The organism is Arthrobacter sp. CJ23, from assembly GCF_024741795.1.
Lineage (GTDB): Bacteria > Actinomycetota > Actinomycetes > Actinomycetales > Micrococcaceae > Arthrobacter.
This window is the reverse complement of sequence record NZ_CP102950.1, coordinates 3,041,808-3,056,216: the sequence shown is the minus strand read 5'-3', so window position 1 is coordinate 3,056,216 and position 14,409 is coordinate 3,041,808. Positions and strand designations below refer to the sequence as shown.

Sequence of the window (14,409 nt, the reverse complement as noted above, 5' to 3'; positions counted from 1 at the left end):
AACCGCAAAGGAATCCTCATGACCGCGCCCAAGCTGAAGTCTCTGAACGCGGGCCGCTTGGCCGGCCGGGCTCGGATTCTTGGCGCCACCCTGGTGGTGGGCCTCGCCGTGAGCATGGGGGCCGCGGCCCCGGTGGCGCGCGCCGACAATCTCGAAGACCAGCAGGCTGCGCTGCAGGCAGAAGCCGCCAGGGTTGAGCAGTCCCTGGAGTTCGTGGACTCCAAGATTGCCAAGGCCGCCGGGGACCTCGTGATCTACCAGGGACAGCTTCCCGGGGCGCAGCAGGCACTCCTGGAAGCCCAGGGCCGGGTTGCCGGTGCCGTCAAGGAGGTCGAGGCCCTTGCGGCCCGGGTGGACCTGGCGCAGCAGAACAAGGCCAAGATCACCGAACAACTCGAGAACGACAAGCAGAAGATCAGCGACACCAAGAAGCTGATCGGACAAATCGCGTCGCAGGCCTACAAGTCCGGCGGCGTGCCCACCAACATCGCCCTGCTGTTCGGCTCCAACGATTCCGGCAACCTGACCGAATCCATGGACCTCGCCGACCAGGCGATGCGCAGCCAGAACGCGGCGATGAACAAGCTCACGCAGCAGAACGCCACCAACGTGAACTCCCAGGCGAGGCTTGCCGCCGTCGAGGAAGAGATCAAGGACCTGAAGTCCAAGGCCGACGCCGCGCTGGAACGTGAAAAGGCCGCCCGCGATGAGGCCGCCGCCAAGAAAGCGGAAGTCGACCGCCTCATCGACGAAACCACACGCCTGAACGCCCAGCTGCAGGCAGCCAAGCCGGGCATCGAGAACGACCTCCGGCGGGTCAAGGCTGCCCAGGACGCAGTGGCGGCCGAGATCGTGGAGCGCGACCGCAAGCTCCGCGAAGCCTGGGAAGCAGAACAGCGCCGGATCGCCGAGGCGGCAGCCGCCGCAGCTGCTGCAGCAGCCGCAGCGCAGGGCCAGGCGCCGCCGCCCGTGACGGACTGGGTTCCGCCGATCGGCTCGCCGTCGGCCTTTGGTCTACGCCACCCCTTCGCCGGCATCCCCATCACGTCCGGCTTCGGCTGGCGCGCTACCCCGCCGGGTACCATCGATTTCTACGGCACCGGTGGCTACATGCACACGGGCATCGACTTCGGTGCGCCGTGCGGCACCCCCGTCTATGCTGCTGCCGCCGGTACTGTTTTCTCCTCCGGCTGGGGCAACGACGGCGGCGGCTACCGGGTGAAGATCTCGCACGGTGTGATGGCCGGCAACTCGCTGACGACGATCTATTACCACAACACAAGCGTGACGGTCTCGAACGGCCAGTACGTGAGCCAGGGCCAGCTGATCGCCTACTCTGGAACCACCGGCAACTCCACCGGCTGCCACTCGCACTTCGAGACGGTCCTGAATGGGCAGTGGGTAGATCCCATGACGCTCCTCTAGCCCATTCCTGGCTGCTCCGGTGCTGGCGTAAACTAGTGGGAATCTGCAATTGACAAGGAGTTCTACCGTGCCCAAGGAAAGTGGCCGTAAGGTAGTGGCCACCAATCGGAAGGCCCGGCATGACTACCATGTCCTCGACACCTATGAGGCCGGCATCGCCCTCATGGGAACCGAGGTGAAGTCCCTCCGCGAAGGCCACGCATCGATGGTGGATGGCTTCTGCACCTTCTACAACGATGAGCTGTGGATGGAGGGCATCCACATCCCCGAGTACAACCAGGGGAGCTGGACCAACCACTCCGCCCGCCGCCGTCGGAAGCTGTTGCTGCACCGTGAGGAGCTCAACAAGATCTCGGTGAAGATCCGCGAGTCCGGGTTCACTGTGGTTCCGCTCCAGCTGTATTTCCTCGACGGCCGGGCCAAGGTGGAAATCGCGATTGCCCGCGGCAAGAAGGACTACGACAAGCGCCAGACGCTGCGTGAGCAGCAGGACAAGCGCGAGTCGCTGCGCGAACTGCGGGAGCGAAACCGACGCTGACCGGCGCGGTGCTTCTGCGGGCGGGCGTGGCTCGGGCATGACCGTGTCCCGGGAATGAGCGGGGCCGTGGATGCGTTATGATGAATAGCCCGGCAGGGTTTCCGAGCAATCGGAGGGTCCGCCGGATTGATAACAAAATACGGGGATGATCGGTTTCGACGATGTTAGTCGCGACAGGTGAAGCGGGCCGAGGATGCAGAATTATCTCGTAAACGCTGTCTGCAAACCAATAAGTGCCGAAAACAAGCGCACTGACTTCGCTCTTGCTGCCTAAGCAGTAAGACAGTCCGTCAGCCCGAGGTTGCTATTGCCCCGGATCCTGGCGTCATTTAGATAGCCACTGCTGTTTGCCTCCGTCATCGAGGTAAGCGGGACTCTTAGATGACTGGGCCCGGATCAGCCACCTGTTTGCAGGAGGGCTGGGGCCGAGAAAATCCGACGCAAACTGCGCCCGGAGAAGCCCTGTTAACACGACATCGGACGGGGGTTCAATTCCCCCCATCTCCACCTAAGGCGGCCCCTGGATCCTCGTGATCCAGGGGCTGACTTGTTCCCGGAACAACGTCGTTCACCCACGGCGTAGGCGATCCCGGACTAGGCGGGCGGCCGCCGTCGTTGTACTGGGTAGGCAACACACCCGGCGGCGACCACAGGAGGCGCACGGTGAGCACAGCACCAGGCTTCGATCTTCCGGACGAGAGCGACGACGTTCTCGACGAGTATTCACGGACGGTCATGCGTGTGGCGGAGTCCGTCACGCCCCACGTTGCGGCCATCGAAATGACCAGTGAGCGTCGCAACGGCCGCGTCAGGATGGGCAGCGGCTCAGCCGTCGTGTTCACGGGCGACGGCTACATGCTGACCAACGCGCATGTGGTGGCCGGCCTCCGTTCCGGCCGTGCGGTGTTCGCTGACGGCAAGCACAGCGACGTCGAGTTGGTCGGTGCCGACCGCTTGTCCGATCTGGCCATTGTCCGAGGGCTCCGCAGCACGCCGCCGCCAGCCATCCTCGGCAACGCGGAAACGCTGCGGGTCGGGCAGCTGGTGATCGCGGTCGGCAACCCGCTGGGGCTGACGGGATCGGTGACGGCCGGCGTCGTCAGCGGCCTGGGCCGGTCCATCCCCGTCAGGGCGGGAGCGCACACGCGCGTGATCGAGGACGTCATCCAGACCGACGCGGCCCTGAACCCGGGGAACTCCGGGGGAGCGCTGGCCGACACCCGCGGCCGGATCGTGGGGATCAATACTGCGGTGGCCGGTCTTGGCCTCGGGTTGGCCGTGCCCATCAACACCACCACCCAGAGGATCATTGCCGCCCTGCTCAAGGACGGCCGCGTGCGACGGGCCTATCTGGGGCTGGTCAGCACACCCATTCCGCTCGACGCCAGTGCCGTGGTCCGGACCGGGCAGAAGGAGGCGCTGCGGGTGGTGGAAGTGATCGCGGGATCTCCGGCCGAACGTGCCGGCCTGGAGCCGGGGGACCTCGTTCTCAGCGCGCAGGGGCGGGCCGTGTCAAGCGCCGAAAGCCTGCAGAAACTTCTGTTCGCCGATGCCATCGGAGAGCCGTTCCCGCTCACGGTCCTGCGGGAGGGCAAGAGCCTCCACGTCTTCGCTGTGCCGAGCGAGATGAGCGACGCCGGATAAGGGATCCGCGCGGACAGGAACCAAGCGCACACTTCACCCCACAAACAGAAGCCGGGGCTGCTGGCCCCGGCTTTGCCTACCTCTTTTTGATGTGTGCCACGGGGTCGATTCCGGCCTCGTTGATTCCCTTGGCGCGCTTGTCCGCCCGTTTTTCCTTGATGGACTTGGCTGCTTTTTTGGCTTCGTGCTTGTGCGGTGATTTGTCAGGCATGATCCACTCCCTCACTGCGGGGCCGGCATGACCCCTTAGTTTGTAAGCTACCCCTGTTTCGCGTCCACGTCGACGACGCCGATGAACCGGCTGCCGATGCCGTCGAATTCACTGCGCACCTGGCCCGCGTACAGCTCCGGAAGCTCGCTGTTCCGGTGGTGGCCGCAGAAGACGAAGGAAAAGTCCGGCCACCATTTCTTGGGGCGGATGGCCTCGGAGTAGCCGCACACCGCGCAGCTGAGATGCACCCAGACCGGGCGTTTGCCGGTGCGGTTGGCGCGCGACTGCAGCAGCCACTGCGGGGGGTTGTTCTGCAGCTCTGCCAGCTCTGCCTCGGTGAGCCTGGACGGAATGCCGTGGCGCTGGGCCATTTCCATCGGAATATCAAGGGCCAATGCGGCGTCACGTCTACTAATCACCATTCAACGATACGGGACTTCTGCCCCGGGTGATTCCGCCCGGCCCTTTCCGCCCGACGCCACCCACCGGCAGCCTGCCGGCAGGCGGCCCGGCCGTCGGTGGCGGCGCTCAGCTTTCGCTGAGGACACAGCCTTCGTGGACGGACTCGCTCTGCACCCAGAGAGCCGAGGTGACCTCGTCAGCAAGGTCGAACTCGCGGCGTTGGGCGCCGCTGCCGATCCGCACCACCAGCGCGCCGCCGAAGGGCTTGCGGCCCACGACTTCCACGTCGGCGTCGAGGTTGATGTCCTCGGACGCGAGATAACGCAGCAGATCCGGGTTTTCATCGCTGATGCGGGTGATCCGGCCGGAATGGCCGTCGTCGAGCTCGATCAGGCGGTGCGCATGGGGCAGCCGCACGGAACCGTCCGCGGCCGGGATGGGATCGCCGTGGGGGTCGCGTCCAGGGTTTCCGAGCTTGGCCGACATCCGTTCGATGAACGTTTCGGAGACGGCGTGCTCGAGCATTTCGGCTTCGTCGTGGACTTCGTCCCAGCTGTAGCCCAGTTCCTGGACCAGATAGGTCTCGATCAGCCGGTGCCGCCGGACCATCGCCAGGGCAAGCCGCATCCCTTCGCCGGTCAGCGTGATGGCGCTGTAGGGCTGGTGGTCCACGAGCCCCTGGTCCTTGAGCTTGCGGACCATCTCGGAAACGGATGAATTGGCGACGCCGAGCCGCTGGGCCAGCTGCGAGGACGTAATGGGCTTGTCCTGCCACTCCGTGAAGGAGTAGATGACCTTGACGTAGTCCTCGATCGAGGAGGAGGGCGCACTGGTCTTCACGTTCCCAAGCCTACCGTGGACGTGGCCGCCTCAGATCTTGACGGCACGCCAGGTCTGGGTGAGGTAGGGCAGTTGCAGGATCTCGCCCGGGGCGTGGCCCAGGTGTTCGAACAGGTACCACCCGAGATTCGCCGTGACCTTGGCCCGGGTTGCTTCGTTGGCCCGCAGATAGTAGCTGCGGGATTTTACGAGTTCCATGATCTCCTCCGGGGTCAGCGGATCCTCCCAGCGCGTCAGGTGGCTCTCGAGTCCCGTGAACTCCGGGCCGATGTGCGGGCGGAAGTCCGGCTTGTGCACATCGCCGGCGTGCATGATGCGTGAAAGGCGGTGGACCCACGGCACCGAGGTGTCCAGCTGGTTCCAGATCAGCCCCAGGGTGCCGTGGGGCCGGAGGATGCGTGCGATCTCCGTGCTGGCTTTGAGGGGATCGCACCAGTGCCATGCCTGGGCAACACTGACGACGTCGAATGCTGAGTCCGCCAGTGTTGTTGCCTCGGCTGTGCCCTCCAGTGCATGGACCTCCGGGAAGGCCTTGCGCAGCTGCTCCAGCATGTCAGTGGAAGGGTCCACCGCGGCAACTTCGAGGCCGCGTTCCACGAGGAGTGCTGTGAATTTTCCCGTGCCCGCGCCGAGGTCCGCGGCTGTCCGTGCGCCGGCGGGCAAGAGCCAGTCGGCGGAATCGGCTGGGTAGCCCGGGCGCACCTGCTCGTAGTGCTCGCCGCCGTCCTGGAAGCTTCGCGCGAGTTCGCGGCGGCGCTGCTCATGGAGTTTGGGGCCGCCGAGTTTGGGGCCGCCCCGGCTGCCTTGGGAATGCAGGGCCACGCACAGACTCCTTCACGGCTGGCTACAAGTACCCTACGAATTTACCGCACGCAAAGTTCCTGGCCGCGCCCCGCCGTCGCGGACCGGCCGCTGATTCCGCGAGCGGCCGCGGGCCGTCAGTCGATGGTGCAGGGGGCGGCGCCAGCCGTGCCCGGGGTGTTCGGTGCCCACTCGGGGTAGCTGCGGTGATCGTTGGCCGGCACCCAGCGCCCGGCGTCCACCACGTAGTCCCAGCCGAGGCCGGTGCGCTTGAGCTCTTCGATGCCCGCCAGCAGGCGGACGGCATCTTCCAGCCGGGACCCGACGCCGAAGCTGGCGCGCAGGGAACCCGAGGGCAGGCCGAGGCGCTTGAGCAGCGGATGGGCGCAGAAGCGCCCGTCGCGCAGGCCAATGCCGTGTTCGGCGGCCAGATAGGCGGCGACCAGTCCGGCGTCGAAGCCCTGTACCGAGAAGTTCACGACGCCGATGGTGTCGTTTTCGGTGTCCGTGTCGCTGAAGATCTGGTGGACGGTGACGCCGTCGATCCGGTTGAGTCCTTCCACCAGGTGCGAGCGGATGGCGGCCTCGTGGGCGTGCCAGACATCCTGGTCGAGGGAGGCGAGCACTTGGGTGGCGCGGGCGAGGGTTGCGGCGCCGAGCACGTTGGGCGAACCGCCCTCGTGCCGGGCCGGGCCCGTGGCCCAGCTGACCGAATCCAGGCGTGCCTCGCGCACGGCCCCGCCGCCGGCAAGGTGCGGGGTTCCGGCGTCGAGCCAGTCCGGACGGCCGACCAGTACGCCGGCGCCGAACGGCGCGTAGAGCTTGTGGCCGGAGAAGACGAGGTAGTCGACGTCGGACGCTGCGATGTCGATGCGGCGGTGCGGTGCGAGCTGCGCCGCATCCACCACGATTCTGGCGCCAAACTCATGGGCCAGCGTGGCCAGGGCCGCGATCGGCAGGATTTCACCGGTGACGTTGGAGGCGCCGGTCACGGCGAGCAGGCTGACGCCGCCCTGCTCCAGGGCCACGCGGACGTTCGCGATGGTCTCGGCAAGGGTGTCCGCCGCAACGATGCTCCGGTGCGGGACGCCCTGCCAGGGCAGGAGGTTGGCGTGGTGCTCGATGTCCAAGTAGAGGACCTCGCCGATGTGTTCGCCGTCCCGCACGGGCAGGCAGCCTGCCAGCAGGTTAAGGGAATCTGTGGTGTTCCGGGTGAAGATGACGGAATCGTCCGATCGGCCGCCCACGAATTCGCGGACGATGTTCCGCGAGTTTTCGTAGACCGAGGTGCTGATCTGGGAGGCGTAGCCCGCCCCCCGGTGGACGCTGGCGTAGTAGGGCAGGACCTCATTGAGGTAGGCGGAGACCACAGTCAAGGCCGGTGCCGATGCGCCGTAGTCGAGGTTCGCATAGCGGACGTGTCCGCCCTGGATCAAGGGCGCCTGCAGCTCTGCACCGGTGACGGCGGCCAGGGGCCGGGAGGCGGCGTTCGACTGAGCAGACGACGGCTGGACGGCGGTAGGAGTAAAAGTGGCAGTGCTCATGGGACCTCACTCAAGAAGGACCCCGCATGCAGGGGATCCGCGCTTGCCGCATCCATGTCCGGACCGGCCTGGTCGTCACCCGGGGCACCCCACCGCGAATGGAGGGTTGCCGGCCAGCAAACCGGGGTTTAGCGCTGGCACTCGTGACCTGTAACAAGGCTAGGGCACAGCCATGGCCTCTTCCAACGCGGGATACGTTTGTTAAGCAGTTTGTTACGATGCCCTTGAAATCGGCATTATTTCGAAGAAAAGACGGCGGCCGCCCTCAAATTGAACTGCTCCCCGGAAGTTGGACTGAGAAATTCAGTTCCGACTCCCGGGGAGCAGTTTTATGTATGCGAGCAGTTCGTTATCAGAGGATCAGCGCGAGGCCGCGGTAGCGTGGTTTGAGAAGGGCATCGCGGATAAGGCGACGGCCAGGGCGCTGGCTGTGTCTCGGGCGCCGGTCAAGCGTCTCTATCGGCGGTGGAGGATCCATGGTCGAGGAGCGCTGGTGACCAAGCCGACGAAGCAGAAGTACTCTTTCGAATCTAAGCTCGCGTTGGTCGAACGGTTCATCGCTGGCGAGACTGCCCCGGATCTGGCGGTGGAGGCCGGTTTGTCCTCGCCTCGCCTACTGGAAGCCTGGATCAGGGCGTATCGGCTGGAGGGCGAGGACGGGTTGCGGCCCAAGCCCAAAGGCAGGCCCCGGAAGCCAGATTCCCCGCCGCCTGCGGAGCTGCCCGAGTTGGAGAGGTTGCGGCGGGAGAACGAGCGGTTGCGCTCCGAGGTGGCGTACCTGGGAAAATTGCGGGCCTTGAGGGCGCAAAAACAACGGTGAAGGTCCAGGCCCTCATCGCCCTCAAGGCTGACTTCCCCTGCCCGTTCTGCTGGATGTCTCAGGGCTTGCCCGGTCGACGTTCTTCTATCACCAGGCCCGTCTCCAGGCACCCGATCCGAAGGAAGCACTCAAGGCTGCAGTCACGGAGATCTTCGAGAAGAACCACGGCCGGTACGGGCACCGCCGCATCCACACCGAGCTGGTCAAGCAAGGCTGGACGGTCGCGAAGAAGACCGTGCTGAAGCTGATGCGCTTACTGCAACTGCTCTGCAAGGTCCGGCGGAAGAAGCGCTACAACTCCTACCGAGGCGAACAGGGCGCCATTGCCCCGAACCTGCTGAACCGGGAGTTCGACGCTGATGCCCCGAACCAGAAGTGGGTTACCGACGTGACGGAGTTCCGCGTCGGGGACCGGAAGCTCTATCTCTCACCGGTCATGGACCTCTTCGACCGGCAGATCATCTCCTACACCATCGGTTCGTCCCCGAACCTGGAGCTGACCAACACCTCACTGCGCGAGGCCCTGGCGACGCTCGAGTCCGGCCAGCAGCCGCTCGTGCATTCGGACCAGGGCTTCCAGTACCAGCACGCCTCCTGGCGGAACCTCCTGCAAGGTGCCGGCGCGGCCCAATCGATGTCCCGCAAGGGCAACTGCTACGACAACGCCGTCATGGAGAACTACTTCGGACACCTCAAGGAAGAACTCTTCCACTACGTCCGGTTCCTCAACACCGAAGCACTGGCAACGGCTTTGCACGAGTACATCCGCTGGTACAACACCGAACGGATCTCCACAAAGCTCAAGGGCCTGAGCCCGGTGCAATACCGTGCCCAGACCCTTGCAGCCTAGAATCCCATTTAGCCAGTCCAACATTCGGGGACCAGTTCAAATGGGGGCGTCCGCCGTCGAAAATTTTGCCAAACTCTTCCGGGGCTCGCCCGGGCGTGGATCTAGAGAAGGTCGTCCAGGCCGGGGTTCAGCCGCTTGAGGACCTCCGAATGCAGGATGGAGTTCGTGGCAAGGGCGTTGCCTCCGAACGGACCGTCTTCGCCTTCCAGCGAGGTGAAGCGGCCGCCTGCTTCCGTGACGATCGGCACGAGGGCGGCCATGTCGTAGAGGTTCAGCTCGGGTTCGCAGGCGATGTCCACGGAGCCTTCGGCCACCATGCAGTACGACCAGAAATCGCCGTATGCGCGCGTGCGCCAGACGTCCTCGGTCAGGCCCAGGAATTCGTCCAGGTTGCCGCGTTCCTTCCAGCCGCTCAGGCTCGAGTAAGACAAGGAGGCATCGGCCAGCCGGGAAACGTTGGAGACCTTTAGCCGGGTGGCGGCGGCCAGCGAGCGGCCCATGTAGGCTCCGGAGCCCTTGGCGGCCCACCAGCGCTTGCCCAGTGCCGGGGCACTGACCAGGCCCACCACGGGCTCGCCCTCATCCACGAGCGCAATCAGGGTTGCCCAGACGGGCACGCCGCGCACGAAGTTCTTGGTGCCGTCGATGGGGTCGATGATCCAGCGCCGGGAGCCGTGGCCGCTGCTGCCGAATTCCTCGCCCAGGACGGCATCGCGCGGACGCGAGCGCGACAGTTGGCCGCGGATGGCTTCCTCGGCCGCCTTGTCGGCGTCCGTCACGGGGGTCAGGTCGGGCTTGGTTTCCACCTGCAGGTCCAGGGCCTTGAACCGGTCCATGGTCTGGGCGTCCACTGAATCGGCCAGGACGTGGGCCAGGCGCAGGTCATCGTTGTAGCTTGAAGCGGCTTGGGTCATGGTTCCAAACTACCGTCAATCGCGCTGCCCATCGGGGACGTGGAGCGGCAACGGCCTAGTTGACCGTGCCGAGTTCCTTGGTTTCCTTCGCTTCCTGGCGCGGGTCTGCTCCCAGGAGCCTGCGCAGGGAGCCCAGGCGGGCGACGCCGGAGGGTCCTGCGTGGCCACCCGTCACCCACGGGTCCAGCCCGCAGTTCACCGCGGTGGCGTCGTGCTTGCAGCCGCGGTCGCAGCTTTCCGTGCCGGGTTCGAGGTCCGGGAAGGCGTGCAGGATCCGGTCGGCATCCACGTGGGCCAGTCCGAACGAGCGGATGCCGGGGGTATCGATGATCCAGCTGCCGCCGGGGGCGTTGTTGAGCTTCAGTGCCAGCGCGGATGAGGAAGTGTGGCGGCCGCGGCCGGTGACGGCGTTGACGCCGCCCGTGGCGCGTTCCGCGCCTGTCAGGGCGTTGACCATGGTGGACTTCCCGACGCCGGAATGGCCCAGCATGACTGTGACCTTGCCGTCCAGGTAGGCGCGGAGCTGGGACACGGCGTCGCTGTCCAGGCGTGCGGACAGGCCGTCGTCGGAGCGGGCGTCGATGCCGGAGGCCTCGGCGTCGGCGGTGCGGCTGATGATGACCGGGAAGTCCAGGCTCAGGTAGTTCGCCAGGAGCTCGGCCGGGTCCTTGACGTCGGCCTTGGTGACGAGCAGCAGCGGCTCGATGCCGGCGTCGTAGGCTGCCACGAGGGCACGGTCGATGAAGCCGGTGCGGGGCTCGGGGTTGGCGGCCGCCACCACCACCACCAGCTGGTCCGCGTTGGCGACAACCACGCGCTCGATGGGGTCGGTGTCATCGGCGCTGCGGCGCAGCAGCGTTTTGCGTTCTTCGACCCTGACCAGCCGGGCCAGGGTATCGGGTTCGCCGGACACATCGCCCACCAGGGCCACGAAATCGCCGGGGACCACGGGGTTGCGCCGCAGCTCACGCGCGCGGGCCGCGATGATGATGCGCTCATTGTCGGAGTCTTCGCCCACCACGGCGGTGTAGCGGCCGCGGTCCACAGTGATGATGCGGCCGATCACCGCGTCGTCGTAGCTGGGCCTGTCCTTGGTGCGGGGCCGGGTGCCCTTCTTGTTGGGCCGGATCCGGACGTCGGATTCATCCCAGGAGCGTGCATCGCGTCCCATGCTCAGTTGCCGGCCTCTTCGCTGGCCTGGCCCTGGACAAGCATGGCGGCCCAGATCTGCGGGAATTCCGGCATGGTCTTGGACGTCGTGGCGATGTCCTCCACCTGCACGCCCTCGACGGCGAGGCCGAGGATGGCGCCGGCCGTCGCCATGCGGTGGTCGGCGTAGCTGTGCACGACGCCGGCATGCAGGGTTGCGGGGCGGATGATGAGTCCGTCGCTGGTCTCCTCTGCGTCGCCGCCGAGCCGCTTGATCTCGGCGACGAGCGCTGCGAGCCGGTCAGTTTCATGGCCGCGCAGGTGCGCAATGCCGGTCAGGCGGGACGGTCCGCTGGCCAGGGCGCAGAGCGCGGCGACGGTGGGAGCGAGTTCGCTGGTTTCGTCGAAGTCCGCGCCCTTGATTTCGGGGCCGCCGGTGACGGTGAGCGTGCCGCCCACCAGGGTCACGGTGGCTCCCATGGTGGCCAGGATCCCACGCCAGAGATCCCCCACCTGGGTGGTTTCCGTGGGCCAGTTGGGGATCCGGACCGTGCCCCGGGTGGCGAGTGCGGCAGCCAGGAAGGGCCCCGCGTTGGAGAGATCCTGTTCGATGCGCTGGTCGAAGGCCCGGATGGGGCCCGGAGCCACGCGCCAGTGGTTGGGAACCGAATCGTCCACCAGCACGCCCACGCCGCGCAGGACCGCCACCGTCATGTTGATGTGGTCCAGGCTGGGCACGGGCTTGCCCACATGCTCCAGGTGCAGGCCCTCCGTGAAGCGGGCGCCGACCAGCAGGAGCGCGGAGACAAACTGCGAGGAGGCGCTGGCGTCGATGACCAGATGCCCGCCGCGGACTTCGCCCGTGCCCTTCACCGTGAAGGGAAGGGATGACGCCGGGCCGCCATCAGCGGCGCCGACGGACAGTCCGAGCGCGCCCAGTGCCTCGATGATGGTGCCCATGGGGCGCTTGCGGGCGTGCGGATCGCCGTCGAACACCGTGCTGCCCTTGCGCAGGGCGGCCAGTGGCGGGACGAAGCGCATGACCGTGCCGGCAAGGCCGCAGTCGATGGCGGTGTCGGACCCAGGGGCCGCCGGGTCGATGGGGGTGATTTCAAGGTCCGGTCCGTAGTCGCCGTCGCCGGGGACCTCGGTGATGGTGGCACCGAGGCGGCGCAGCGCCTCGACCATCAGGACGGAATCGCGGGAATGCAGGGGCGCGCGGAGCCTGGACGGGCCGTCGGCGAGCGCTGCCAGCACCAGGTAGCGGTTGGTCAGCGATTTGGACCCCGGGACCGTGACGGTGGCATCCACGGGCCCGTGCGCATACGGAGCCGGCCACAGGGGGAGGGTTGAATCGGGGGTGATGCCTGCGGCATCGGGGTTTGCTGCGGTGGTACCTGTCATGCTTCCTTATGCTCCAACTGCGTTGTCTACGGCCTTGCGGACGGCTTTGTCTGCCCTCTTGAGCTGCTTGCCTGTGGCCTTCCTGGCGTCGATGGCCAGATGTTCTGCCCGCCAGGCCAGGCTGGGGCGGCCTGCCGTGTCGGCGGCCGCGAGCAGCACGCCGCCCGTGAGTGAAATGTTCTTGAGCAGCTGGGCGCGGCGCGCCTGGCGGCCCTCCTTGGTGCTGATGTCTGCCGAGCGCCACTCCACGAAAGTGTTCAATGCCGAGGTCAGGGTCAGCACCGCGGCTGAGAAGCGCGCGAACTTGCCCAGGCCCAGCAGCGCGCCGGCACCAAGCTGAGCGCCGCCGATCATCCGGGCGAGCATCTTTTCATCCGCCGGGAACGGCAGGGATTCCGAAGCCCGGCGCAGGATGGGGGACAGTTGGGCCGCCGTGTCATCCGCGTTCTTGAGCTTGTCCAGGCCTGCGATGACAAAGCTGGACGCCAGCATGGGCCGGGCGAGAAAACGGATAAGGGACATGTCTTGCCTCCTGAGGGCTTGCCACAACGTTCAAGGGGTGCAGTCTGCTCTAGTCTTGCACCTTTGCGGAATATTTACCCAGCGGGCACCGTTGTGAAGAGAAGGTGCGGTGGAGGCCGGACCGCGGAATTGTGATTGCCACATCAGCGAGCGGAGATGGTTTTTTGACGTTGCTTAAGGACCGCGAAGAGCTGCTGGATCCCTTGCTTGCACTGCGGCCGGCATCGCGGAAGGTGACAGTAGACTTGACAACAATGAGCACCATGGATCCGGCCGCAGCGGCCATATACCCGGCAGCCGGGGCGGAAGACGCCGCGTTGGCAGCTGACACCGTCGACGACGTGAGCCACAGTGGCGACGCCGGCGTCGATCTGGAAGCGGAGACTCCGGAACAGCGGAGGCTGCGCTTCGAGCGCGACGCCATGCAGTACGTCGACCAGCTGTATTCGGCAGCGATGCGGATGGCCCGGAACCCTTCCGATGCCGAGGACCTCGTCCAGGAGGCCTACACGAAGGCGTTCTCGGCGTTTCACCAGTACAAGCCCGGAACGAACCTCAAGGCCTGGCTGTACCGCATCCTGACGAACACGTACATCAACCTCTACCGGAAACGGCAGCGCGAACCGCTGCAGTCGAATTCGGACACGATCGAGGACTGGCAGCTCGCCAGGGCGGAATCGCACACGTCGTCGGGGCTCCGTTCCGCCGAAGCGGAAGCCCTCGATCACCTGCCGGACTCCGACGTCAAGAAGGCCCTGCAGGCGATCCCGGAGGAATTCCGCCTCGCGGTGTACTTCGCCGACGTCGAGGGCTATGCATACAAGGAAATATCGGAAATCATGAACACCCCGATCGGGACCGTGATGTCCAGGCTGCACCGCGGCCGGAGGATGCTGCGGGACATGCTGGCGGATTACGCCGCAGAGCGGGGATTCAAGGCCCGCACGGAAGACCAGGCTCCGGCCGGGAGCAACACACAGGAGAAACAGAAATGAGCGACTGCCAAGGATTGGGCGATTGCGACGACACCCGGATGCAGCGCATCTACGAATACCTTGACGGTGCGCTGACGCGTGAGGACCTCAAGGAAATCAAGCACCACCTGGACGGCTGCCCCGAGTGCGCCGAGCAGTACGACCTGGAGTGCGTCATCCGCACCTTGGTCAAGCGCTCGTGCACGGAAGCGGCGCCGGAAAACCTGAAGAACTCGATCCTTGAGCGGATCCACTCGATCAAGCCGGTGGACGTCTAGCCACGCCGCGTAACGCCGCCAGGGCGCGCCGCGTCCCCACGCCGTGCCACCGAGCCGAACGCCGAGGGCCCCGGAAACCAATGGTTTCCGGGG

16 protein-coding genes, 1 other RNA gene and 1 riboswitch are annotated in these 14,409 nt (G+C 66.0%); of the genes, 8 read left to right on the top strand and 9 right to left on the bottom strand.

Features of this window, described 5'->3' with window-relative positions; translation table 11 throughout:
• Window positions 1-18 precede the first annotated feature (18 nt).
• From NVV90_RS13665 to NVV90_RS13650, 4 genes are all read left to right on the top strand, one after another.
• A complete protein-coding gene (locus NVV90_RS13665) occupies window positions 19-1,425 on the top strand; it encodes a peptidoglycan DD-metalloendopeptidase family protein (RefSeq protein ID WP_258437818.1) in 1,407 nt (468 codons plus the stop codon).
• Window positions 1,426-1,492: 67 nt separating this feature from the next.
• The gene (gene smpB, locus NVV90_RS13660; RefSeq protein WP_108600694.1) at window positions 1,493-1,963 is read left to right on the top strand and encodes an SsrA-binding protein SmpB; all 471 of its coding nucleotides are present in this window, start codon (window positions 1,493-1,495) and stop codon (window positions 1,961-1,963) included.
• 141 nt (window positions 1,964-2,104) lie between these two features.
• Window positions 2,105-2,473, top strand: a transfer-messenger RNA (tmRNA) gene (ssrA, locus tag NVV90_RS13655).
• A gap of 153 nt (window positions 2,474-2,626) precedes the next feature.
• Window positions 2,627-3,607, top strand: a complete 981-nt coding sequence (locus NVV90_RS13650) for a S1C family serine protease (RefSeq protein WP_258437816.1) — start codon at window positions 2,627-2,629, stop codon at window positions 3,605-3,607.
• Window positions 3,608-3,683: 76 nt separating this feature from the next.
• Here NVV90_RS13650 and NVV90_RS13645 read toward each other — a convergent pair whose 3' ends face one another.
• The 5 genes from NVV90_RS13645 to NVV90_RS13625 all read right to left on the bottom strand — a co-directional run bounded on the left by NVV90_RS13645 (window position 3,684) and on the right by NVV90_RS13625 (window position 7,405).
• Window positions 3,684-3,818: a hypothetical protein gene (locus NVV90_RS13645; RefSeq protein ID WP_258437815.1), complete on the bottom strand. Its 135-nt coding sequence runs from the start codon at window positions 3,816-3,818 to the stop codon at window positions 3,684-3,686.
• 47 nt (window positions 3,819-3,865) lie between these two features.
• Complete coding sequence (locus NVV90_RS13640; protein ID WP_258437814.1) at window positions 3,866-4,240, bottom strand: hypothetical protein; 375 nt, start codon at window positions 4,238-4,240, stop codon at window positions 3,866-3,868.
• A 106-nt stretch (window positions 4,241-4,346) separates the two neighbouring features.
• Window positions 4,347-5,060: a metal-dependent transcriptional regulator gene (locus tag NVV90_RS13635; protein ID WP_258437813.1), complete on the bottom strand. Its 714-nt coding sequence runs from the start codon at window positions 5,058-5,060 to the stop codon at window positions 4,347-4,349.
• 30 nt (window positions 5,061-5,090) lie between these two features.
• Window positions 5,091-5,876 (bottom strand): class I SAM-dependent methyltransferase, encoded by a 786-nt coding sequence (locus tag NVV90_RS13630; protein WP_396125403.1) that lies wholly within the window; start codon window positions 5,874-5,876, stop codon window positions 5,091-5,093.
• 122 nt (window positions 5,877-5,998) lie between these two features.
• On the bottom strand, window positions 5,999-7,405 hold the full coding sequence (locus tag NVV90_RS13625) for an aminotransferase class V-fold PLP-dependent enzyme (protein WP_258437811.1): 1,407 nt from the start codon (window positions 7,403-7,405) through the stop codon (window positions 5,999-6,001).
• 34 nt (window positions 7,406-7,439) lie between these two features.
• Window positions 7,440-7,554, bottom strand: a riboswitch (SAM riboswitch).
• Window positions 7,555-7,898: 344 nt separating this feature from the next.
• Here NVV90_RS13625 and NVV90_RS13620 point away from each other — a divergent pair.
• Both NVV90_RS13620 and NVV90_RS13615 read left to right on the top strand, forming a co-directional pair.
• On the top strand, window positions 7,899-8,225 hold the full coding sequence (locus tag NVV90_RS13620; RefSeq protein ID WP_258437810.1) for a helix-turn-helix domain-containing protein: 327 nt from the start codon (window positions 7,899-7,901) through the stop codon (window positions 8,223-8,225).
• A gap of 37 nt (window positions 8,226-8,262) precedes the next feature.
• Entirely contained in the window at window positions 8,263-9,075 is an 813-nt protein-coding gene (locus NVV90_RS13615) for an IS3 family transposase (protein WP_309304117.1), read from the top strand.
• A gap of 101 nt (window positions 9,076-9,176) precedes the next feature.
• On the opposite strand, the gene hisN is transcribed toward NVV90_RS13615, so the two are convergent.
• Genes hisN through NVV90_RS13595 form a run of 4 tightly spaced genes read right to left on the bottom strand, consistent with a single transcriptional unit; the run spans window position 9,177 to window position 13,064 of the window.
• Complete coding sequence (hisN, locus tag NVV90_RS13610) at window positions 9,177-9,989, bottom strand: histidinol-phosphatase (protein WP_258437809.1); 813 nt, start codon at window positions 9,987-9,989, stop codon at window positions 9,177-9,179.
• A 55-nt stretch (window positions 9,990-10,044) separates the two neighbouring features.
• Window positions 10,045-11,160, bottom strand: a complete 1,116-nt coding sequence (locus tag NVV90_RS13605) for a ribosome small subunit-dependent GTPase A (protein WP_258437807.1) — start codon at window positions 11,158-11,160, stop codon at window positions 10,045-10,047.
• Window positions 11,161-11,162: 2 nt separating this feature from the next.
• Window positions 11,163-12,542 carry a 3-phosphoshikimate 1-carboxyvinyltransferase gene (aroA, locus tag NVV90_RS13600; protein ID WP_258437806.1) on the bottom strand — a complete coding sequence of 460 codons (1,380 nt, stop codon included), beginning with the start codon at window positions 12,540-12,542 and terminating at the stop codon, window positions 11,163-11,165.
• 6 nt (window positions 12,543-12,548) lie between these two features.
• Window positions 12,549-13,064: a DoxX family protein gene (locus NVV90_RS13595; protein WP_258437805.1), complete on the bottom strand. Its 516-nt coding sequence runs from the start codon at window positions 13,062-13,064 to the stop codon at window positions 12,549-12,551.
• Window positions 13,065-13,228: 164 nt separating this feature from the next.
• On the opposite strand from NVV90_RS13595, the gene NVV90_RS13590 reads away from it, so the two are divergent.
• Together NVV90_RS13590 and rsrA are read left to right on the top strand one after the other, a co-directional pair.
• Window positions 13,229-14,059 carry a sigma-70 family RNA polymerase sigma factor gene (locus NVV90_RS13590; protein WP_396125307.1) on the top strand — a complete coding sequence of 277 codons (831 nt, stop codon included), beginning with the start codon at window positions 13,229-13,231 and terminating at the stop codon, window positions 14,057-14,059.
• Window positions 14,056-14,316 (top strand): mycothiol system anti-sigma-R factor, encoded by a 261-nt coding sequence (rsrA, locus tag NVV90_RS13585; RefSeq protein WP_207614707.1) that lies wholly within the window; start codon window positions 14,056-14,058, stop codon window positions 14,314-14,316. The genes NVV90_RS13590 and rsrA overlap by 4 nt, the downstream gene beginning before the upstream one ends.
• The last annotated feature ends 93 nt before the right edge of the window (window positions 14,317-14,409 follow it).